Origin of the sequence: Nonomuraea sp. NPDC050663, assembly GCF_044456985.1 — a bacterium.
Classification (GTDB): Bacteria; Actinomycetota; Actinomycetes; order Streptosporangiales; family Streptosporangiaceae; genus Nonomuraea.
In genome coordinates this window covers 393,694-414,916 of record NZ_JBITGL010000007.1, presented here as the reverse complement: position 1 = coordinate 414,916, position 21,223 = coordinate 393,694, and the positions used below count along the sequence as shown (strand labels likewise).

Below are 21,223 nucleotides of genomic sequence, written 5' to 3'. Positions count from 1 at the left end.
CACCGTGCGCATTCCCACCCCCGACCTCGAACGTCTCACCGGGGACGAGCTCTTCTGGGCTCGGGTACGGCGCGGCGGCACTCCCCTGGTCGAGGAGCTGGGTGACGGGACCTGCGCGGTCACGTTCCTGTGGCGCGGTGACGAGGCGCCTGCGCTGGCCGTCAACCGGCTGGGCGAGGCGACCATGGAGCGGGTGCCGGGGACGGACGTCTGGCACGCGACCTACCGCCTGGATGCCGACCACCGCGCGTCGTACCGCCTCGGCACGGGCGAGGCAGCTCGTGGTGGCGGGGCTCGTGGTGGGCCGTTCGGCGGGCTGGGGCCCGATCCGCTCAACGCGCGGCGCCTGCCCGGGCGGTGGGGCGGGCCGGAGGCCTCGGTGTTCGCCCTCCCCCTGGCCCCCGCCGAGCGGTGGCCGCGCCGCGAGGGGGTGGCCAGGGGCACCCTCGTCCACCACGACGGGGTCCGCGTCTACCTGCCCGCGACCGACCTCACCGGTCTCCTCCCCGTCCTGGTGCTACTCGACGGCGACATGTGGCTCGGCGGGCTCGGCTTCCACCACACCCTGGACACGATGATCGCCGAAGGGGCGCTGCCCGCGATGGCGGTGCTGGCGCCGGAGGCGGCCGACAACGCGGCGCGATGGCGCGATCTGACCGCCGACGACGCCTACCTCTCCTACCTGGCCGACGATCTGCTCGGCCGGTCCCGGTGGCCGATCACCTCCGACCCGGCGCGCACGGTCGTCGCCGGGCAGAGCCTGGGCGGTCTGACCGCTCTGTACGCGGGGCTGCGGCGGCCCGATCGGTTCGGCAGGGTGGTGGCGCAGTCGCCGTCGTTGTGGTGGCGGCCGGGCATGGCGCACACCGTGCCCAAGGCGCCGGTCGACGGGGTGCCGTGGATGGTGGAGCAGTACGCGGCGGCCAAGCGGGGGCCGGTAGCGGTCCATCTCGACGTGGGCTCGCACGAGGGGCCGATGGTGGGCTACAGCCGGGAGCTCCGTGACGTCCTGCGTGCTCGCGGGAGCACGGTCTCGTTCAACGAGTTCACCGGCGGGCACGACTACGCGTGCTGGCGGGTGGCGCTGGCCGACGCCCTCGCGCCCCTCGCCCTGTGACGCACCTCGCACGCAGCCATGAAACTTTCAGCACCGCCGTACGGGATGACCTGTGAAACGGGACCCGCCACCAAGATCGGCGATTGACACGGCCTCGCGCCCTCCTTGACTGTGGGAGCGCTCCCACCCTGCACCCCCATGGAGTCCACGGAATGCGAAGAGCACTGCTCGCAGCGGTCGCGCTGCTCATGCCGTACCTGGTCCTGGCCTTACCCGCCTCACCCGCGCACGCCGCCACGTTCGCCTACGGCGAGGCGCTGCAGAAGTCGATCTGGTTCTACGAGGCCCAGCAGGCGGGCAAGAAGCCGAGCTGGAGCCGCGTCTCCTGGCGCGGCGACTCCGCCCTCGACGACGGCAAGGACGCCGGGCTCGACCTGACAGGCGGCTGGTTCGACGCCGGCGACCACGTCAAGTTCGGCCTGCCGATGGCCTTCTCCGCGACCATGCTCGCCTGGGGCGCGGTGGAGTACCCGGAGGCGTACGGATCGCAGAAGACGCACCTGCTCAACAACCTGCGCTGGGTCAACGACTACTTCATCAAGGCCCACCCGTCGGCCAACGTGCTCTACGGCCAGATCGGCCACGGCGGCCAGGACCACGCGTGGTGGGGTCCCGCCGAAGTGATGCCGATGGCGCGCCCCGCGTTCAAGATCGACGCGACCTGCGGCGGCTCGGACCTGGCGGCGGAGACGGCCGCGGCCATGGCCGCCTCCTCCATCGTCTTCCGGCCCACCGACGCCGCCTACGCCAACACGCTGGTGACGCACGCCCGGCAGCTGTACACCTTCGCCGACACGGTGCGCAAGAAGTACAGCGAGTGCATCACCGACGCCCAGGGCTACTACAACTCCTGGAGCGGCTTCAACGACGAGCTGGTGTGGGGCGCGATCTGGCTCCACCGCGCGACGGGCGAGGCCGCCTACCTGACCAAGGCCGAGAGCTACTACGCCAACCTGGGCACCGAGCCGCAGTCGACCACCAGGTCGTACAAGTGGACGATCGCCTGGGACGACAAGTCCTACGGCGCCTACGTGCTGCTGCACAAGCTCACCGGCAAGCAGGTCTACCTCGACGACGCCAACCGCTGGCTCGACTACTGGACGGTGGGCGTCAACGGCCAGCGCGTGCCGTACTCCCCCGGCGGCCAGGCCGTGCTGGACCGATGGGGTTCGCTGCGCTACGCGGCCAACACCTCCTTCGCCGCGCTGGTGCACAGCGACGCCATCAGCGACGCCACCCGCAAGGCGCGCTACCACGACTTCGCCAAGCGGCAGATCGACTACGCGCTCGGCGACAACCCGCGCAGCAGCTCGTACGTGATCGGATTCGGCGCCAACCCGCCGAAGAACCCGCACCACCGCACCGCGCACGGCTCGTGGACCGACCAGCTCACCAACCCGGTGGCGACCCGGCACACGCTGTACGGCGCGCTGGTCGGCGGCCCGCCCGCGCCCGACGACGTCTACAGCGACAAGCGCGACGACTACGTCATGAACGAGGTCGCCACCGACTACAACGCGGGCTTCACCAGCGCCGTGGCCAGGCTCTACCAGGAGTACGGCGGAGCGCCCGCGGCGAACTTCCCCACCGCGGAGACGCCCGACGGTCCAGAGATCTTCGTCGAGGCCGGGGTGAACGCCACCGGCCAGAACTTCACCGAGATCAAGGCGATCGTGCGCAACCAGTCGGCCTGGCCGGCCCGCGCGCTGGCCGACGGCTCCTTCCGCTACTACTTCACCCTCGACGGCGACACCACCGCCTCGCAGATCACCGTGTCGTCGGCCTACACGCAGTGCAAGGCGCCGACGGGCCCCGTCCTGCACTCGGGCAAGATCTACTACGTCACGATCGACTGCTCGGGCACGAAGATCTCCCCGGCCGGGCAGTCGGCGCACCGGGCCGAGGTGCAGTTCCGCATCGCCTCGTCGGGCACCTGGGACGCCTCGAACGACTGGTCGTACACCGGGGTGGTCACCACGCCCGGCGCCACGCCGGTGCTGGTGCAGAACATCCCGCTCTACAGCGGCACCAGCAAGATCTGGGGCAACACCCCGGGCGCGGGTGACACCGAGGACCCGACCAAGCCGGGCAAGCCCGCCGTCTCGGCGATCACCGCCACCGGCGCGAGCGTGAGCTGGACCGCCTCGACCGACAACGTCGGCGTCAGCGGCTACGACGTCTTCAACGGCACCACCAAGCTGGCCAGCGTCACCACCAACAGCGCCACCCTCACCGGCCTGACCCCCTCCACCGCCTACACCCTCACCGTCGTCGCCCGCGACGCCGCCGCCAACACCTCCGACCCCTCCGACGCCACCGCGTTCACCACGCTCCAGGCCCCGGTGGACAACGAGGATCCCACCAAGCCGGGCAAGCCCGCCGTCTCGGCGATCACCGCCACCGGCGCGGCCGTGAGCTGGACCGCCTCCACCGACAACATCGGCGTCACCGGCTACGACGTCTTCAACGGCACCACCAAGCTGGCCAGCGTCACCACCAACAGCGCCACCCTCACCGGCCTGACCCCCTCCACCGCCTACACCCTCACCGTCGTCGCCCGCGACGCCGCCGCCAACACCTCCGACCCCTCCGACGCCACCGCGTTCACGACGTCGGCGACCGGTGGCTGCACGGCCGCCTACAAGCTGGTCAACAGCTGGCCGGGCGGCTTCCAGGCCGAGGTCACCGTCTCGGGCGCGAGCTCGGGCTGGACGGTCGCGTGGACCTGGCCGGGCAACCAGGCGATCACGCAGCTCTGGAACGGCACGCTCACCCAGACGGGCGCCGCCGTGTCGGTCAAGAACCTCCCCTACAACGCCTCGGGCGGCACGTTCGGCTTCACCGCCACGGGCGCAGGAGTGACCCCCTCGCCCATCACCTGCTCCACGTCCTGACCCTCTGACTCCGAACGCCCTCGCCGCTCTGGGTGCGACGGGGGCGTTCGGCATTTCCCGAAACTTTTCAGCACCGACGGGACACTTTACTTGCGAGGTGAAGCTATTGACACGGACCTTCACGGGGCTTATGTTTCCGAAAAATTGCCGGTGAGTTTTGAAACTTTAGGCCCATCGAAGGGGCAGCGTGAGCAACGAACGGGTTGAGTCCCTCATCCGCCTGATGACCCTTGAGGAGAAAGTCGCCCAGCTGGTGGGCATCTGGGTGGGCGCTGACGCCTCGGGCGGCGGGGTCGCGCCGCACCAGGCCGACCTCACCCACGAGATCGACTGGCCGTCGGCGATCCAGCACGGCCTGGGCCAGCTGACCCGACCCTACGGCAGCGCCCCGGTGTACCCGGAGGCCGGGGCACGCTCGCTGGCCAGGGCGCAGGAGCAGATCGTCGGCGCCAGCAGGTTCGGCATCGGGGCCCAGGTGCACGAGGAGTGCCTGACCGGCTTCGCCGCCTGGGGCGCCACCGTCTACCCCGCCCCCCTGTGCTGGGGAGCGACCTTCGACCCCGGCCTCGTCGAGGAGATGGCCGCCCTCATCGGCGCGTCGATGCGCGCCGCCGGCGTGCACCAGGGCCTGGCGCCGGTGCTCGACGTCACCCGCGACTACCGGTGGGGCCGCACCGAGGAGACCATCGGCGAGGACCCTTACCTGGTGGGCACGATCGGCACCGCGTACGTGCGCGGACTGGAGGGCGCGGGCGTCGTGGCGACGCTCAAGCACTTCGCGGGATACTCCGCCTCGCGCGGAGGGCGCAACCTCGCCCCTGTCTCCATCGGCCGCCGCGAGGTGGCCGACGTGCTGCTGCCGCCGTTCGAGATGGCCCTGCGCCTGGGCGGGGCACGCTCGGTGATGCACTCCTACACCGAGCTCGACGGCATGCCGGTGGCCGCCGACCAGGAGCTGCTGACGGACCTGCTGCGCGAGGAGTGGGGCTTCGAGGGCACGGTGGTGGCCGACTACTTCGCCATCCGCTTCCTGGAGAAGCTGCACGGCGTGGCCGGCGACGGCGCCGAGGCCGCCGCGCTGGCGCTGCGGGCGGGGATCGACGTGGAGCTGCCGACGGTCGACTGCTACGGCCCGCCGCTGATCGACGCGGTCAAGGCGGGGCTGGTCGACGAGTCGCTGGTGGACCGCGCGCTGGGCCGGGTGCTGCGCCAGAAGGACGAGCTCGGTCTTCTCGACCCCGTTGGGCAAGCGCTTACCAAGCCGGAGGAGCTCTCCTTCGACGACGCCGCCTCGCGCGACGTCGCCCTGCGACTGGCGCGCCAGTCGGTCGTGGTCGCCGCCAACGACGGCGTGCTTCCGCTCTCCGGCGCGCGGGTGGCGCTGGTCGGGCCCGTCTCCGACGACCACCTGGCGCTGATGGGCTGCTACTCCTTCCCCGTGCACGTGGGCGAGCACCGCGGCCGTCGCGAGCTCGGCCTGGGCCTGGAGATCCCCACCCTGCGCGACCTGCTCCCGCACGCGACGCACGTCAAGGGCTGCGAGGTCACCGGCGACGACACCTCCGGCTTCGCCGAGGCCGTCGCGGCCGCCGCCGAGGCCGACGTGTGCGTGCTGGCCGTCGGCGACCGTTCTGGCCTGTTCGGGCGGGGCACCTCGGGCGAGGGCTGCGACGCGGCCGACCTGAAGCTGCCCGGCGTGCAGGCCGAGCTCGTGCGGGCGGTGCTGGCCACGGGCACGCCGGTCGTGCTCGTGGTGATCGCCGGCCGCCCGTACGCCGTGCCGTCCGGCTCCGCAGCCGTCGTCTACGCCTTCCTGCCGGGACAACTCGGCGCCCAGGCTCTCACCGAGGTGCTCACCGGCGCGGCAGAACCGTCCGGGCGCCTGCCCGTCTCGGTCCCGCGCGACTCCGGCGCGCTGCCCTCCACCTACCTCAGCCCCAAGCTCGGCCTGGCCTCCGAGGTCTCGTCGGTCGATCCCACGCCCGCCTATCCCTTCGGCCACGGCCTGTCGTACACCTCGTTCGAGTGGAGCGACGCGCAGGCGCCGGAGGAGTGGGACTCGGGCGGCGAGGCGCACATCGCCGTCACCGTCCGCAACACCGGCGAGCGGCCCGGCACCGAGGTCGTCCAGCTCTACCTGCACGACCCGGTCGCCCAGGTCACGCGGCCCGTCTCCCGGCTGATCGGCTACCGGCGCGTCACCCTCGAGCCAGGCCGCGCCGCCCGCGTGAGCTTCACCCTCCACGCGGACCTGACCTCCTTCACCGGGCGCGACGGCAGGCGGATCGTCGAGCCGGGCGAGCTGGAGCTGCGCCTGGCCCGCTCCAGCTCGGACGTGGCGCATGCCGTACGGCTCAGCCTGACGGGCCGGGGGCGCGAGGTCGGCCACGACCGGCACCTGGTCCCCCAGATCGACCTCGTCTCCCTGGAGGCCTGAGGATGACCCTCTCCACGGCGGCGCCGCCCGCCGGGCCGGCCGAGAAGGCGACGGCCCGCGGGCGTCCCGGGCGGAGGCCGATCAGGCGCGCGTTGCTGCGGGACTGGCAGCTGTACACGCTGGCGATCGTCCCGCTGGCCTTCTTCGTGATCTTCCGTTACGCCCCGATGATCGGCAACATCATCGCCTTCCGCCGGTTCCAGCCGGGCGGGAGCATGTTCGGCGGGACCTGGGTGGGGCTGCGCTACTTCGAGATGTTCCTGGCCGACCCGACGTTCTGGCGGGTCTTCACCAACACGGTGATCATCGGCCTGCTCAGCACGGCCGTCTGCTTCCCGCTGCCGATCGTCCTGGCGCTGATGCTCAACGAGGTGCGCAACCACGCGTTCAAACGCTTCGTGCAGTCGGTCTCCTACCTGCCGCACTTCCTGTCGACCGTGGTGGTGGCGGCCATCGTCATGCAGCTGCTGACCGTCGACGGGCCGATCAACCAGCTGCTGTCGTTCACCGGCGGCCCACCCGTGGCCTTCCTGCAGGAGGCGGAGCTGTTCCGCACGATCTACGTCTCCTCCGAGGTCTGGCAGACGGTCGGCTGGGGCACGATCATCTACCTGGCCGCGCTGACCACGATCGACGAGCAGCTGTACGAGTCGGCCAGGATCGACGGGGCGGGACGCCTCAGGCAGATCTGGCACGTGACGCTGCCCGGCATCCGGCCCACGATCATCACGCTGCTGGTGCTCAACATCGGCACCTTCATGGCGGTGGGCTTCGAGAAGATCCTGCTGCTCTACAACCCGGCGACCTACCCGACCGCCGACGTGATCTCGACCTACCTGTACCGGCTGGGCGTGTTGTCGGGCAACTTCAGCTACGCGACCGCGATCGGCCTGTTCGAGGCCGTGATCGGGCTGGTCATGGTCTTCGGGGCGAACCTGCTGTCCCGGCGCACGGTGGGAGCGAGCCTGTGGTGAGGCGTGTCCGCTGGGTGAACGCCACGCTCCTGATCGGCGTGGTGGTCGTCACCCTCTACCCGTTCTTCAACATCGTCGCCCGCTCCTTCAGCGCCGAGAAGTACATCGTCACCGGCCAGGTCAACCTCTGGCCCAAGGGCTTCAACCTGACGACGTACCAGATCGTCATGTCGGACCCGGTCTTCTGGATCAACTACAGGAACACCGTGGTCTACACCGTCGTCGCCACCGCGATCTCGATGGTGGTGACCACCTGCTACGCCTACGTGCTGTCCAAGCCGCACCTGCGCGGGCGCAAGGTGCTGATCGGCGTCGCGGTGTTCACGATGTTCTTCTCCGGCGGCCTGATCCCGCAGTACGTGCTGGTCAGCAACCTGGGGCTGACCAACACCATCTGGTCGATCGTGCTGCCCAACGCGATCAGCGTCTTCAACCTCCTGGTGATGAAGACCTTCTTCGAGGGCCTGCCGCGGGAGCTGGAGGAGGCCGCGGCGATCGACGGCATGAACACCTACGGCATCCTGCTGAAGATCGTGCTGCCGCTGTCGAAGGCGGTGCTGGCCACGATGGTGCTCTTCTACGCCGTCTCGTTCTGGAACTCGTGGTTCCCGGCGTTCCTCTACCTGGACAAGATCGAGATGTTCCCCGTCACGATCTACCTGCGCAACCTGATCGCCGGCGCCACCGGGGCCGAGAGCGCCGGGGCCAATCCCGACGTGCACTCGGAGATCATGCAGGTCGCCTCCAACATCCAGGCGGTGACGATCATCCTCACGATCCTGCCGATCCTGATGGTCTACCCGTTCGTCCAGCGTTTCTTCGTGTCGGGCGTGATGCTCGGCGCGGTCAAGGGCTAACCCATGAAAGGACACCCCCCATGCGACAGGTCACCCGAAGGCACGCCCTCCTGACCTTCGGCGCGCTCACCCTGGCGGCCGCCTGCTCGACCGCCGAGGAGAAGCCCCCGGCCGCCGCCAAGGGCGCCGCCATGGAAGGGTACGGCGTGGGCAAGACCTTCAAGGCGCCCCAGCAGCTCACCTTCCCGATCCTGCACAACATCCACCCGGCCTACCCGGTCAAGGACGACTGGCTGTTCTGGTCGGAGCTGACCAAGCGCACCAACGTCAAGCTGCAGACCACGCTGATCCCCTTCAGCGACTACGACCAGAAGAAGGGGTTGCTGATCGGCGCGGGCCAGGCGCCGCTGATCGTGCCGAAGATGTACCCGGGCCAGGAGGTGCCCTACATCGCCTCCGGTGTCCTGCTGCCGGTCAGCGACTACGTCGAGCAGATGCCGAACTTCATGGACAAGGTCGCCAAGTGGCAGCTGCAGGCCGACCTCGACTCGCTCAGGCAGAACGACGGCAAGTACTACGTCCTGCCCGGCCTGCACGAGAAGGTGTGGTCCGACTACTCCTTCGCGGTGCGCACCGACATCCTGGAGGAGCTGGGCCTGCAGGTGCCCAAGACCTGGGACGACTTCCACGCCATGCTCAAGGCGATGAAGGAGAAGTACCCGGACGAATACCCCTTCTCCGACCGCTGGGGCATCCCCACGCCTGGCGGCGCGTTCCTGCAGCAGCTGGGCAACGCCTACGGCACCAACGCGGGCTGGAACTTCGCCAACGGCCGCCCGGTCTTCTGGGACGCCGCCGCGGGCACGTTCATCTTCACCGGCACGATGCCGCAGTACAAGCAGACGGTGGAGTACGCCGCGGCCCTGGTGAAGGAAGGGCTGATGGACCCGGAGAGCTTCACCCAGAAGGACGACGCCGCCAACGCCAAGTTCACCTCTGGCAAGTCCTTCGTCATCAGCTCGAACGCCCAGTCGCTGGTCAACGACTATCGCAAGGGCCTGGCCGAGAGCGTTCCGAAGGCCACCGTCGTCAAGATCCCCGTGCCGATCGGCCCCATGGGCGAGACGCGCACGGGCCTGCGCACCGAGAACGGCATCGTCCTGATGGCCAAGGCCAAGGACGACCCCAACTTCTCCGCGCTGCTGCAGTTCGTCGACTGGCTCTTCTACTCCGACGAGGGCCAGCTGTTCGCCAAGTGGGGCGTGGAGGGCGTCACCTACACCAAGGACGCCGCCGGCAAGATCACCCCGGCCAAGGACGTCGACATGGTCGGCCTCAACCCCGGCGCGCCCAAGCACCTGCAGAAGGACTTCGGCTTCGGCAACGGCGTCTTCGCCTACGGCGGCACCACGCAGCTGCTCCAGACGACCTTCTCCGAGGAGGAGCTGGAGTTCCAGAACGTGATGAACGCCCGGCAGAACCGGCCGGTGCCTCCGCCCGCGCCGCTCGACGAGCTGGAGCAGGAGCAGGCCACCCTCTGGGAGACGCCGCTGAAGGACCACGTCCAGCAGAACACCCTCAACTTCATCCTGGGCAAGCGCGACCTGGCCGAGTGGGACGCCTACGCCAAGGAACTGGAGGGCAAGAACCTGGCCGCCTACGTCGACCTCATCAACAAGGCCCACGCCCGCTTCAAGGAAAAGCATGGCTGACCTGCTGTCCGGTGCCTGGCGCGCGTGCGTTGGCACCGGGCGCTTCAACCTGGCCCTGCGCCGCGACTACCAGGAGTCGCTGGCGCTGGTGCAGCGCGAGATCGGCTTCGGCCACATCCGCGGCCACGGCCTGTTCGGCGACGACGTGGGCGTCCACCGGCCCTACACCTACGGCGGCGAGCACCGGGTACGGCACGCCTTCACCTACGTCGACCAGGTGATCGACGCCTATCTGGAGCTGGGGGTGCGCCCCTTCCTGGAGCTCGGCTTCATGCCGGGCGACCTGGCCTCGGGCGACCAGACGGTCTTCTGGTGGAAGGGCAACGTCACCCCGCCGCGCGACCACGCCGAGTGGGCGGCGCTGGTGCGCGCCACGGTGGCGCACCTCGTCGACCGCTACGGCATCGAGGAGGTGCGCACCTGGCCGATCGAGGTGTGGAACGAGCCGAACCTCAAGGACTTCTGGCAGGACGCCGACCAGGCGGCCTACCACCGGCTCTACGAGGTGACAGCGAAGACGATCAAGGAGATCGACGCGTCGCTCCAGGTGGGCGGGCCGGCGATCTCCCCGGGGTCGGACGAGTGGATGACGGACTTCGCCGACTTCGTCGCCGCCCACGACGTGCCCGTCGACTTCGTCAGCCGCCACGCCTACAGCTCGCATCCGGCTCGCCACGTGCCGTTCGCCACCCTCCAGGGCCTGGCCCCGGCCGAGACGCTGCTGGAGCAGTTCGCCACGCCGCGCAGGCAGCTCGCGGGCGGCCCGCTGGAGGGGCTGCCGGTGCACATCACCGAGTTCAACACCTCCTACCGGCCCGACAACGCCGTGCACGACACCGCCCACGACGCCGCCTACCTGGCGCCCGTGCTGGCGGGCGGCGGCGACGTGTGCGACTCGTTCTCCTACTGGACCTTCTGCGACGTCTTCGAGGAGGCCGGCATCCCCACCTCGATCCTGCACGGCGGCTTCGGGCTGCTGACCCACCGGCAGCTCAAGAAGCCGACCTATCACCTGTACGCGTTCATGGCGCGCATGGGCTCCCACATCGTCGGCCGGGGCGAGGACCATCTGGTCACGCGCGACGAGCGGGGCAGGATCACCGTCCTGGCCTGGGCGCTGGAGCCGCGCCGGATCAGGCTGCCGCTGCCGCCGGGCGAGCACTTCGTGGTGCGCTCCACGGTGAACGAGGAGCACGGCAACCTGCGCCGCGCGTGGCTGGAGATGGGTTCGCCGCACTCCCCCACCCCACGTCAGCTCGACACGCTGCGCGAGCTCGCCGAGCCGTACCGGACCCACCGGCGGGCGGACGGCGGGGGGCTGGACCTGAGCCTGGCTCAGAACGAGGTGACCCTCGTCGAGGTCTCGCCCGTGATCGAGGAGGCGCCGCCGTGGCCACTCCTGTGAGCGAACGCGGCACGTTCGGTTCCGGCCCGCTCTCGCGGGCCAGCGCGCTGATCTACTCGCTGATCGTCACCGAGCTGCTGTTCCTGGTGACCGGGACGCCCGGCCTGGTCCTGCTGCTGTTGCTGGAGCGCGACGCGAGCAACGCGCCGCTGGCGGCGCTCTGCGCGGCGCCGCTGGGCCCGGCCGCGTCGGCGACGCTCTACGCCGTACGGCACCGCGGGCGCGACCTGGCCGACCTCCATCCCGCGCGGCTGTTCTGGCACGGCTACCGCGCCAACGCCGCCGGGGCGCTGAAGGTGTGGCTGCCGTGGCTGGCCGGCCTGGCGATCATCGCGGTCAACCTGGCGCACTTCGACGCCGCCGGGGTGCCGGGCTGGTGGGCGGTGCTGATGGTGATCGTCGCGGTGGGCTCGGTGTTGTGGATGAGCGCCGCGCTGGTGGTCACCTCGCTGTTCGCCTTCCGCGCCCGCGACGTGGCGCGCCTGGCGGCCTGGTCGCTGACCCGCTTCCCCGGGCTGACGCTCACCTCGGTCTGCCTGGTGGTCCTGGCGGGGGCGCTCGCGGTGGTCGTGGCCGAGCCGCTGGCGCTGCTGCCCGCCCCGGTGTTCGCCATGGCGCTGCTCTACCACGCCCGGCCGATGATCGCCGAGATCGAGGAGAGATTCACCGCATGAAGCTGCCGTACGGCGGAGACTACAACCCGGAGCAGTGGCCGGAGGCGGTGTGGGACGACGACCACCGCCTGTTCGACGCCGCCCGCATCGACACCCTGACGGTGGGGGTGTTCAGCTGGGCCCTCACGCAGCCGTCGCTGGAGGCCTACGACTTCTCCACGCTCGACCGCATCGTCGGGCGCGCCGCGGCCGAGGGCCGGCGGGTGTGCCTGGCCACCGGCACGGGCGCGATGCCGCCCTGGCTGGTGCGGGAGTTCCCCGAGGTGACGCGGGTCGACTTCGAGGGACGCGAGAAACGGTACGGCGGGCGGCACAACCACTGCCCCAGCTCGCCGGTCTTCCGCCGCCTGTCGGCGCGGCTGGCCGGGCGGATCGCCGAACGCTATGCCGACGATCCCGCGGTGATCGCCTGGCACGTGAACAACGAGTACGGCGGATCCTGCTACTGCGAGCTGTGCGCGGTGGCCTTCCGCGAGTGGCTGCGCAAACGTTACGACGACCTGGAGTCGCTCAACGCCGCGTGGAACACGACGTTCTGGTCGCACACGTTCACCGCCTGGGAGCAGATCGAGCCGCCGTCTGCGCTGACCGAACACTGGAAGGGGCCGGACTTCACCGCCTTCCAGGGCATCACGCTCGACTACCACCGGTTCATGTCCGACGCGCTGCTGTCGGGCTACCTGGCGGAGAAGGAGGCGATCGGCAGATTCTCGGCCAAGCCGGTGACGACGAACTTCATGGGCCTGTTCCGGCCGATCGACTACCACCGCTGGGCCGAGCACCTCGACTTCGTCTCCTGGGACAACTACCCGCCCGGCGACGACCCGGCGACCGCCGCGCGCATGGCGCTGGCCCACGACCTGATGCGCGGGCTGAAGGGCGGCGAGCCGTTCTGGCTGATGGAGCAGACCCCGTCGACGACGGCCTGCCGTGACGTCAACCCGCTCAAGCGGCCCGGCGTGATGCGGCTGTGGAGCTGGCAGGCGGTCGCCCACGGCGCGGACGCGGTGTTGTTCTTCCAGATGCGGGCCTCGCGCGGCGCTTGCGAGAAGTACCACGGCGCGGTCATCGGCCACGCCGGGCGCGACGACACCCGGGTCTTCCGCGAGGTGGCCGCGCTGGGCGCGGAGCTGGAAAGGCTGGGCGACGCCACGCTCGGCGCGCGCACGCCCGCCCGGGTGGCGCTGCTGTTCGACTGGGACACCTGGTGGGCGCTGGAGATCTCCGACGGCCCGTCGCGGCTGGTGAAGTACCTGGACGTGGTGCTGGCCTACTACCGCGCGTTGTGGCGGACGGGCACCGACGTGGACGTGGTCGCGGTCACCGCCGACCTGTCCGGGTACGACGTGGTCGTCGCCCCCGCGCTCCACATGGTCAAGGGCGACCTGGCCGGTCGGCTGGAGCAGGTGGCGGCCCGGGGCGGGACGGTGGTGACGACGTTCCTGTCGGGGCGCGTCGACGTCGACGACAACGCCTTCCTCATGGACGTGCCCGGCCCGCTCGGGCCGCTCATGGGCGTGCGGGTGGACGAGTGGGACTCACGCGAGCGCGAGGTGGTCAATCCGGTACGGCTCGCCGACGGCACACTGGTGGACTCCAGCCTGCTGTTCGAGCTGGTCATCCCCACGACCGCCGAGCCGGTGGGCCGCTACGAGAACGACTTCTACGCGGGCACCCCCGCCGTGACCAGGAACGCCTTCGGCGAGGGCTACGGCTGGTACGTGGGCGCCGGGCTGGAGCAGGCGGGCGTCGACTGGGTGATGCGCCAGGTGCTCGACCGCCACGGGCCCGCGCTGCCGTACCCGGAGCACGTGGAGGCCACGCTCAGGGTCGCGCCCGACGGCTCGCGGCTGCGGTTCCTGCTCAACCACAACCCCGAGCCGGTCGAGGTCGCCGTGCAGGCGGGCCTCGACCTGCTCGGCGGGCAGGAGCTGCGGCAGGGTCACGTGCTGCTGGAGCCGTACGGCGTGAGGGTCATCCGGCTCCGAGGGTAGCCAGGCCCGGCAGGGCCCGGTCGGCGAAGTCGAACAGCGCCTGGTTCTCCCAGGCGTTGCCCGAGCTCGGGTCCTCGGGGTCCCAGCCGTTGCCCGGCACTCCGGTCCAGGTGGCCTCCCAGTAGACCAGGCCCAGCGCGCCGGGCACCTCGCGCAGCACGTCGTACAGCTTGGCGATCATCGCCTGCTGGCCCTGCGGGGTCGCCTGGTAGCCGGGGTAGGGCTCGGGCGACAGGATGATGTTCTCCCAGCCGTCCTTGTCGGCGGTGGTGAACGGGTAGGCCGTCTCGGCCAGCAGCACGGGCTTGCCGTACCTGGTGGCGACGTCGGTGAGGTTGGCCTGGAAGGCCTCGATCGTGCCGTGCCAGTACGGGTAGTACGACAGGCCGATCACGTCGTAGCGGATGCCGTGGGTGGCGGCGTTGTCGAACCACCAGCGGTACAGGCCGTTGTCGGCGCCGTTGGCCAGGTGGATGACGACCTTGGTGCGCCGCGAGACCTGCTTGACGGCGTCGTGGCCGGCGTTGAGCAGCGCCGCGATGCCGGGCCAGTTGTCCCACCGGCCCTCCGGCCACAGCAGGCCGCCGTTGAGCTCGTTGCCGATCTGGACCATGTCGGCCGGGGTGCCCTGGCGCCTGAGCGCGGAGAGCACGTCGTAGGTGTGGTCGTGCACGACCTGGACGAGCCGGTCGAACGGCAGGTCCGCCCAGGCTGCGGGCTTGGTCTGGTGAGCGGGGTCGGCCCAGCGGTCGGAGTAGTGGAAGTCGATCAGCGTCTTCAGGCCCAGCTTGTGGGCGCGCCTGGCGATCTCCAGGACGTGGGCCTTGTCGTTGTAGCCGTCGGCGGGGTCGACCCAGACCTTGAGCCTGACGTGGGTGAGCCCGGCCTGCTTGAGGATGCGCAGCGCGTCGCCCCGGCGGCCGTCGGCATGGCGGTAGACGCCGCCGAGGTCCTCGGATTTCGCCAGGCTGGAGATGTCGGCCCCGCGCACGGGCAGCCTGTCTCCGGCCTGGGCGGGCGCCCCGAGGAGCGCCAGGAGTAATAAGGCGGCGCAGATCGCTCTGAACATCAGTCCTCCAGGAGGATTTCCACACCGCCCGCGGGGACGGTGGTGCTCGCCACGGTGACGGGGCCGTCGCCGTGGTTGATCAGGAAGGTGTGCCGACCGCGCCGCACGACCTCGAGGTCGTCGGGCAGGCCGCGCGGGCGCTCGACGCCCGCGTGGTCGAGCAGGTCGCGCAGCAGCGGGCGCACGTCGGCGGGGGCGGTCGCGACGTACCAGGCGCTGCCCCGGCCCAGGTCGTGGCGGGTGAGCGCGGGATGGCCCGCGTCGGGCCCGCTCGCGAAGTTCCGTACGGCCAGCGCGCCCGCGGGCCTGACCCGCTCGGACCACGTCGTGGCCGGCTGCCCGCCCTCCAGGGAGATCTCGGCCCGCGCCCCCAGTGGGTGGAACTCCTCCACGCTCAGCCCGAGCACCTCGCGCAGCGCGCCGGGATGGCTGCCCGGGTGCACGGTGTCGTTGCCGTCGACGATGCCGGAGAAGAACGAGACGAGCAGGTGGCCGCCGGACTCCACGTAACGCTGGAGGTTCTTGCCCGCCTCCTGGCTCAGCACGTAGGAGCTGGGCGCCACGACGAGCTTGTAGCGCGACAGGTCGTGGCTCGGGTGCACGAAGTCGACCGTGACGTGCTCGCGCCACAACGCCGCGTAGTAGGTCTCGATCCGCTCGCGGAACTCCAGGTCGGAGGAGGGCCGCCACGGCAGCTCCAGCGCCCACCACGACTCCCAGTCCCACACGACGGCCACCTCGGCCTCGACCCGGCCCTCGACGGCCAGCGGCGCGACCTCCTGTCCGAGGGCGACGACCTCGCGCCACAGGTCGGAGTCGGTGCCCGCGTGCGGCACCATCGCCGAGTGGAACTTCTCCGCGCCGAAGCGGGAGGCCCGCCACTGGAAGAACAGCACCGAGTCCGAACCGCGCGCGACGTGGGCGAGGCTGTTGCGGCGCATCTCGCCGGGACGTTTGGCCAGGTTGCGCGGCTGCCAGTTGACCGCGCCCGTGGAGTGCTCCATGAGCAGCCACGGCCTGCCCCCGGCGAGGCTGCGCGTCAGGTCGGCGCACATGGCCAGCTCGATGTGGTTGCCGGGGTTCTCCGCCTGCAGGTAGTGGTCGTTGGAGACCACGTCGACCTCGGCCGCCCACTTCCAGTAGTCCATCGGCTTGCAGTTGGCGATCATGAAGTTGGTGGTCACGGGCTTGGCCGAGTGGCGCTTGATGATGTCGCGCTCGGCCCTGAACAGCGCGATGTGGGCGTCGACGCCGAAGCGCTGGAAGTCGAGCGCCAGGGCGGGGATCAGGCCGGGCGGGGGGTTGCGCGGCACCTCGATCTCGTCCCACGCGCGGTAGGTCAGTCCCCAGAACAGCGTGCCCCAGGCGGCGTTGAGCGCCTCCAGCGTGCCGTACCTGTCGCGCAGCCAGCGGCGGAAGTGCTCCTGGGAGGCGTCGCAGTAGCAGGAGGCGTTGGCCCAGCCGTACTCGTTGTGCACGTGCCACATCACGACGGCGGGATGGCCGGCGTAGCGCTGGGCGAGCTGCTCGGTGATGCGCGCGGCGGCCATGGCGTACTCCGGCGAGCTCGGGCAGAAGCCGTGACGCGAGCCGCCGGAGACCACCTGGCCGTCCTGGCTGACCAGGCGCGAGGCGGGGTGGCTGCGGCGGAACCACGAGGGCGGGGAGCTGGTGGGGGTGGCCAGGTCGACCTGGATCCCGTTGTCGTGCAGCAGGTCCATGACGCGGTCGAGCCAGCCGAAGTCGTAGCGGCCCTCGGCGGGCTCCAGCAGACCCCAGGCGAAGATGCCGAGGCTGACCAGGTTGACGCCCGACTCGCGCATGAGGCGCACGTCCTCCAGCCAGACCTCTTCCGGCCACTGCTCAGGGTTGTAGTCGCCGCCGAAGTACACCGGACCCCCATCGAGAACTCATTCTGTGAACGTGCACGGTAGCACGGATGAAATTAACGACCACGTAACGCCTTCTTGACAAGGACTTGGGGGTGCAATTCACTCTGTGCACGTTCACAGAACGAACTGCCTTGGAACCGACTACTCTCAGGCAATCCCGACGCGGAGGCATTAATGCGTACAAACCGACTCGCAGCGGCTGCGGTGCTGGCCACTGCCCTGGCAGCTGCGGGGTGCGGCGCATCCGAGCCCACCCAGCCGGCACCTGCCGCCCAGCCGCAGTCCAGCGCACCCGCCGCCCCCGCCGCGCCGGTGAAGCTGACCTACTGGACCTGGGCCCCCAACATGGACAAGATCGTCAAGGTCTGGAACGACAAGAACCCGGACATCCAGGTGACGGTCAGCAAGCAGGCCGGCGGCGACGACGCGGCCGCCAAGTTCCTCACCGCGGCCAAGGCCGGCAACCCTCCGCAGCTCGTGCAGGCTGAGTACCAGCACCTGCCGTCGTTCGTCGCCGCCGACGCCGTGGCCGACCTGTCCGCGGAGGCCGCCCCGGTCAAGGGCGAGTTCAGCGAGGGCCTGTGGAGCCTGGTCACCCTCGGCACCGAGGGCGTCTACGGCGTGCCGCAGGACTCCGGGCCCATGATGCTCTACTACCGCAAGGACCTGTTCGAGAAGTACGGCATCGAGGTGCCCAAGACCTGGGACGACTACGCCGCCGCCGCCCGCAAGGTGCGCGAACAGGACAAGAACGTCTTCCTCGGCACCTTCTCCAGCAAGGACCCCGGCTCCTTCGCCGGCCTGTCCCAGCAGGCGGGCGGCCAGTGGTGGTCCATCGCCGGCGAGGCGTGGAAGGTCGCCATCAACGACCAGGCCACCACGAAGGTCGCCGACTACTGGGGCAAGCTCGTCGAGGAGGGCGCCATCGACGACATGCCCTACTTCACCCCCGAGTGGAACAAGGCACTCAACGACGGCAAGCTCCTGACCTGGCCGTCGGCCGTGTGGGCACCCGGCGTGCTGGAGGCCAACGCGCCCAAGGCCAAGGGCAAGTGGGCCGCCGCGCCGCTCCCGCAGTGGAGCGCCGGCGAGAACGCCAGCGGCTTCTGGGGCGGCTCGGCCGTCGCCGTCTCCGCCAAGGCCACCCCCGACGAGAAGGCCGGGGCCGCCAAGTTCGTCAGCTGGCTCAACACGGACCCCGAAGCCGTGGAGCTGCTGGTCAAGGAGGCCTTCATCTACCCGGCGAGCACCAAGGGCACCCAGTCGCTGACCACCCCGCCCGCCTACTTCGACACCCAGGCCGACTTCTGGCAGCAGGCCGCGCAGGCCGCCGCCACCGCCCGCGGCTTCACCTTCGGCCCGAACGTCAACGCCGCCTACACCGCCTACAAGGACGCCTTCGACAAGGCGCTGGCGAACAAGTCGTCCTTCACCGACGCGCTGAAGACCATGCAGGACGCCACCGTCGCCGACATGCAGAAGTCCGGATTCACCGTTGCCCAGTAAGCACGCGCGGAGGACGGGCGGCGGCATCGCCGCCCCGTACCTCTTCCTCGCTCCCGCGCTGGTGCTCTTCGTGGTCTTCCTGGCCCTGCCGATCGCCTACACGATCTACCTGAGCACCCGCCGGGTCCAGCGCTCCGGCCTCGGCCTGGGCAAGGGCTCGGTCCGCGAGGTCAACGCCGGGCTCGGCAACTACGCCGCGGCCCTGTCCGACGCCTCCCTCTGGACGAGCTGGCTGCGGGTGCTGCTCTACGGCCTGATCGTGCTGGTGCTCATGCTGGGCCTGGCGCTGCTGTTCGCGCTCATGCTGGACACCGCGCGGGTGCGCCTGGCGCGCTTCTCCCGCATCTCGATCTTCCTGCCGTTCGCGGTGCCCGGCGTGGCGGCCGGCCTCATGTGGGGCTTCCTCTACCTGCCCGGCACCACCCCGCTCAAGGGCGTCGACTTCCTGTCGGCCGGCACGGTCCTGTACTCCATGGCCAACGTGGCGATCTGGGGCGGCACCGGCTTCAACATGCTCGTCCTCTACACCGCGCTGCGGGCTATCCCGCAGGAGCTGTACGAGGCCGCGCGCATGGACGGAGCCTCCGAGGTCAGGATCGCGCTCCGGGTCAAGATCCCGATCCTGATGCCGGCGATCATCCTGACGACGGTCTTCTCCATCATCGCCACCGTCCAGGTCTTCACCGAGCCGACCGTGCTGCGACCGCTGACCAACACCATCCCCTCCGACTTCAGCCCCCTGACGAAGATCTACACCGACGCGTTCGTCCGCGGCGACCTGTACTCCGCCGCCGCCACCGCGATCGTCGTGGCCGGGATCTCCCTCGTCCTGTCGTTCGGTTTCCTGCGCGTCGTCAAGCGGCAGGCCTTCGGAGAGAGCTCATGAAGCGCATCGGCCTGGTGCCCACCACGATCCTGGTGCTGGGCGCGCTCTACTGCCTGTTCCCCGTCAGCTGGGTCGTCGTCGCCGCCACCAAGACCCCCGGCGAGCTGTTCTCCACCGCGACCTTCTCCTTCGGCAGCGGCCTGTTCTCCAACCTCGCCGACCTGTTCGCCTACCGCGACGGCGTCTTCTGGTTGTGGATGGTCAACACCATCCTGTACGCCGGAGGCGGCGCGCTCCTGTCCACCCTCGTCTCCGCCGCCGCCGGCTTCGCCCTGGCCAAGTACCGCTTCCCCGGGCGCAACGCCGTCTTCAACGTGCTCATCGGCGGCATCCTGGTGCCCGGCGTGGTGCTCGCCATGCCGCAGTACCTGCTGTTCTCCAAGATCGGGCTGGCCGACACCTACTGGTCGGTCCTGCTGCCGCAGATCCTGCACCCGTACTCCATCTACCTGGCACGGGTCTACTCCCAGGCCGCCATCCCCGACTCCCTCCTGGAGGCCGGACGGCTCGACGGCGCCTCCGAATGGCTGCTGCTGCGCCGGGTCGCGCTGCCGATGATGGTGCCGGGACTGGTGACCATCTTCCTGTTCCAGTTCGTGGCCATCTGGAACAACTTCCTGCTGCCCTTCATCATGCTCGGCGACGACGGCAAGTTCCCGCTCACCGTCGGCCTCTACACGATGCTGGCCGCCGGAGCCAACCAGCCCTCCCTCTACAACCTGATCATCACGGGCACGCTCGTGGCGCTGGTCCCCCTCATCGCGCTGTTCCTCACAATGCAGCGGTACTGGCGCACCGATCTGTCGTCCGGAGCTGTGAAATCGTAGTGCGTGTGAAGAGACCGACCATCCACGACGTCGCGGCCAGGGCAGGCGTCTCCCGCGGCACCGTCTCCCGGGTACTGAACGGCGACCGCTACGTCTCCACGGCCTCCCAGTTGGCCGTGGAACGGGCCATCGCCGAGACCGGGTACGTGGTCAACCGCAACGCCCGGAGCCTGGTCACCCAGCGCTCCGGGTCGGTCCTGCTGGTGCTGTCCGACCCGCACGAGAGGCTGTTCGAGGACCCGAACTACTCCGTGCTGTTCCGTACGGCGGCGCAGCGCCTGGGCGAGCGCGACATCTCCCTCGTGCTCATGATGGTCGCCGACGACGCGGAACGGCAGCGCGTCATGCGCTACGTGCAGGGCGGCCACGCCGACGGCGTCTTCCTGGTCTCCACCCACGCCGGCGACCCGCTGGCCAGCGCCCTCGGCGACCGGGTGCCCGTCGTCGCCCAGGGCGAGGTGCTCGGGCTCAAGATCCCCTACGCCGCCACCGACGAGCGCATGGGAGGGCGGCAGATGACCGAGTACCTCGTCTCCCAGGGGCGCAAGAAGATCGCCACCATCACCGGCCCCATGGACACCGCCGCCGGCAACCAGCGCCTGGAGGGCTACACCGACGTGCTCGGGCGGCGGGCGTCCAAGAAGCTCATCGCCCACGGCGACTGGTCGCGCTCCAGCGGGCACCGGGCGATGACGGAGCTGCTGTCGCGCGCGCCCGACCTCGACGCGGTCTTCGTCGCCTCCGACCTCATGGCCGCGGGCGCCCTGGCGGCGCTGCGCGAGGCGGGGCGGCGGGTGCCGGAGGACGTGGCGGTGGGCGGGTTCGACGACTCGTCGGTGGCGCTGTCGACGCACCCGCCGCTGACGACCATCCGGCAGCCGCTGGCGGACATCGCACAGGAGACGGTCCGGCTGCTGCTGGCGCTGATCGACGGGGCGGCTTCGGTGGATCCGGTGATACTGCCGACGGAACTGGTCGTGCGCGACTCCACGTGACGGTCAGGTGGTCACTCCGCCGGTGCCGGAAGGTCGGTCCGCGC

15 protein-coding genes are annotated in these 21,223 nt (G+C 70.1%); 13 read left to right on the top strand and 2 right to left on the bottom strand.

The window, feature by feature from the left end; genetic code table 11:
- Positions 1-4: 4 nt before the first annotated feature.
- From ACIBH1_RS24560 to ACIBH1_RS24520, 9 genes are all read left to right on the top strand, one after another.
- On the top strand, positions 5-1,117 hold the full coding sequence (locus ACIBH1_RS24560; protein ID WP_397316229.1) for an alpha/beta hydrolase-fold protein: 1,113 nt from the start codon (positions 5-7) through the stop codon (positions 1,115-1,117).
- A 152-nt stretch (positions 1,118-1,269) separates the two neighbouring features.
- Positions 1,270-4,011: a glycoside hydrolase family 9 protein gene (locus ACIBH1_RS24555; protein ID WP_397316228.1), complete on the top strand. Its 2,742-nt coding sequence runs from the start codon at positions 1,270-1,272 to the stop codon at positions 4,009-4,011.
- A gap of 223 nt (positions 4,012-4,234) precedes the next feature.
- Positions 4,235-6,448 carry a glycoside hydrolase family 3 N-terminal domain-containing protein gene (locus ACIBH1_RS24550; RefSeq protein WP_397316227.1) on the top strand — a complete coding sequence of 738 codons (2,214 nt, stop codon included), beginning with the start codon at positions 4,235-4,237 and terminating at the stop codon, positions 6,446-6,448.
- 2 nt (positions 6,449-6,450) lie between these two features.
- Positions 6,451-7,422 carry an ABC transporter permease gene (locus tag ACIBH1_RS24545; protein ID WP_397316226.1) on the top strand — a complete coding sequence of 324 codons (972 nt, stop codon included), beginning with the start codon at positions 6,451-6,453 and terminating at the stop codon, positions 7,420-7,422.
- Positions 7,416-8,279, top strand: a complete 864-nt coding sequence (locus tag ACIBH1_RS24540) for a carbohydrate ABC transporter permease (protein ID WP_397316225.1) — start codon at positions 7,416-7,418, stop codon at positions 8,277-8,279. Before ACIBH1_RS24545 ends, ACIBH1_RS24540 begins: the two co-directional genes overlap by 7 nt.
- Positions 8,280-8,299: 20 nt before the next feature.
- A complete protein-coding gene (locus ACIBH1_RS24535; protein ID WP_397316224.1) occupies positions 8,300-9,931 on the top strand; it encodes an extracellular solute-binding protein in 1,632 nt (543 codons plus the stop codon).
- Entirely contained in the window at positions 9,924-11,336 is a 1,413-nt protein-coding gene (locus ACIBH1_RS24530) for a hypothetical protein (RefSeq protein ID WP_397316223.1), read from the top strand. The genes ACIBH1_RS24535 and ACIBH1_RS24530 overlap by 8 nt, the downstream gene beginning before the upstream one ends.
- Positions 11,321-12,010, top strand: a complete 690-nt coding sequence (locus ACIBH1_RS24525) for a DUF624 domain-containing protein (protein ID WP_397316222.1) — start codon at positions 11,321-11,323, stop codon at positions 12,008-12,010. The genes ACIBH1_RS24530 and ACIBH1_RS24525 overlap by 16 nt, the downstream gene beginning before the upstream one ends.
- Complete coding sequence (locus ACIBH1_RS24520) at positions 12,007-14,004, top strand: beta-galactosidase (protein WP_397316221.1); 1,998 nt, start codon at positions 12,007-12,009, stop codon at positions 14,002-14,004. Before ACIBH1_RS24525 ends, ACIBH1_RS24520 begins: the two co-directional genes overlap by 4 nt.
- Here the strand turns inward: ACIBH1_RS24520 and ACIBH1_RS24515 are convergent.
- A complete protein-coding gene (locus ACIBH1_RS24515) occupies positions 13,985-15,073 on the bottom strand; it encodes an arabinogalactan endo-beta-1,4-galactanase (RefSeq protein WP_397316220.1) in 1,089 nt (362 codons plus the stop codon). The genes ACIBH1_RS24520 and ACIBH1_RS24515 overlap by 20 nt on opposite strands.
- Positions 15,073-16,965, bottom strand: coding sequence for a beta-galactosidase (locus ACIBH1_RS24510; RefSeq protein ID WP_397316218.1), 1,893 nt, complete (start codon positions 16,963-16,965; stop codon positions 15,073-15,075). Before ACIBH1_RS24510 ends, ACIBH1_RS24515 begins: the two co-directional genes overlap by 1 nt.
- Before the next feature lie 174 nt (positions 16,966-17,139).
- On the opposite strand from ACIBH1_RS24510, the gene ACIBH1_RS24505 reads away from it, so the two are divergent.
- The 4 genes from ACIBH1_RS24505 to ACIBH1_RS24490 are packed head-to-tail and all read left to right on the top strand — an operon-like array spanning position 17,140 to position 21,179.
- Positions 17,140-18,471 carry an ABC transporter substrate-binding protein gene (locus ACIBH1_RS24505; protein ID WP_397316217.1) on the top strand — a complete coding sequence of 444 codons (1,332 nt, stop codon included), beginning with the start codon at positions 17,140-17,142 and terminating at the stop codon, positions 18,469-18,471.
- On the top strand, positions 18,461-19,357 hold the full coding sequence (locus ACIBH1_RS24500; RefSeq protein ID WP_397316215.1) for a carbohydrate ABC transporter permease: 897 nt from the start codon (positions 18,461-18,463) through the stop codon (positions 19,355-19,357). The genes ACIBH1_RS24505 and ACIBH1_RS24500 overlap by 11 nt, the downstream gene beginning before the upstream one ends.
- Positions 19,354-20,184, top strand: a complete 831-nt coding sequence (locus tag ACIBH1_RS24495) for a carbohydrate ABC transporter permease (RefSeq protein ID WP_397316214.1) — start codon at positions 19,354-19,356, stop codon at positions 20,182-20,184. Before ACIBH1_RS24500 ends, ACIBH1_RS24495 begins: the two co-directional genes overlap by 4 nt.
- A 5-nt stretch (positions 20,185-20,189) precedes the next feature.
- Positions 20,190-21,179, top strand: a complete 990-nt coding sequence (locus tag ACIBH1_RS24490; RefSeq protein ID WP_397316213.1) for a LacI family DNA-binding transcriptional regulator — start codon at positions 20,190-20,192, stop codon at positions 21,177-21,179.
- Positions 21,180-21,223 lie beyond the last annotated feature (44 nt).

Bases quoted from the DNA above. Each gene is read 5' to 3' on its own strand.
- ACIBH1_RS24555 (WP_397316228.1), top strand. From the start codon at position 1,270: ATGCGAAGAGCACTGCTCGCAGCGGTCGCGCTGCTCATGCCGTACCTG.
- ACIBH1_RS24550 (WP_397316227.1), top strand. From the start codon at position 4,235: ATGACCCTTGAGGAGAAAGTCGCCCAGCTGGTGGGCATCTGGGTGGGC.
- ACIBH1_RS24545 (WP_397316226.1), top strand. From the start codon at position 6,451: ATGACCCTCTCCACGGCGGCGCCGCCCGCCGGGCCGGCCGAGAAGGCG.
- ACIBH1_RS24535 (WP_397316224.1), top strand. From the start codon at position 8,300: ATGCGACAGGTCACCCGAAGGCACGCCCTCCTGACCTTCGGCGCGCTC.
- ACIBH1_RS24530 (WP_397316223.1), top strand. From the start codon at position 9,924: ATGGCTGACCTGCTGTCCGGTGCCTGGCGCGCGTGCGTTGGCACCGGG.
- ACIBH1_RS24520 (WP_397316221.1), top strand. From the start codon at position 12,007: ATGAAGCTGCCGTACGGCGGAGACTACAACCCGGAGCAGTGGCCGGAG.
- ACIBH1_RS24515 (WP_397316220.1), bottom strand. From the start codon at position 15,073: ATGTTCAGAGCGATCTGCGCCGCCTTATTACTCCTGGCGCTCCTCGGG.
- ACIBH1_RS24505 (WP_397316217.1), top strand. From the start codon at position 17,140: ATGCGTACAAACCGACTCGCAGCGGCTGCGGTGCTGGCCACTGCCCTG.
- ACIBH1_RS24495 (WP_397316214.1), top strand. From the start codon at position 19,354: ATGAAGCGCATCGGCCTGGTGCCCACCACGATCCTGGTGCTGGGCGCG.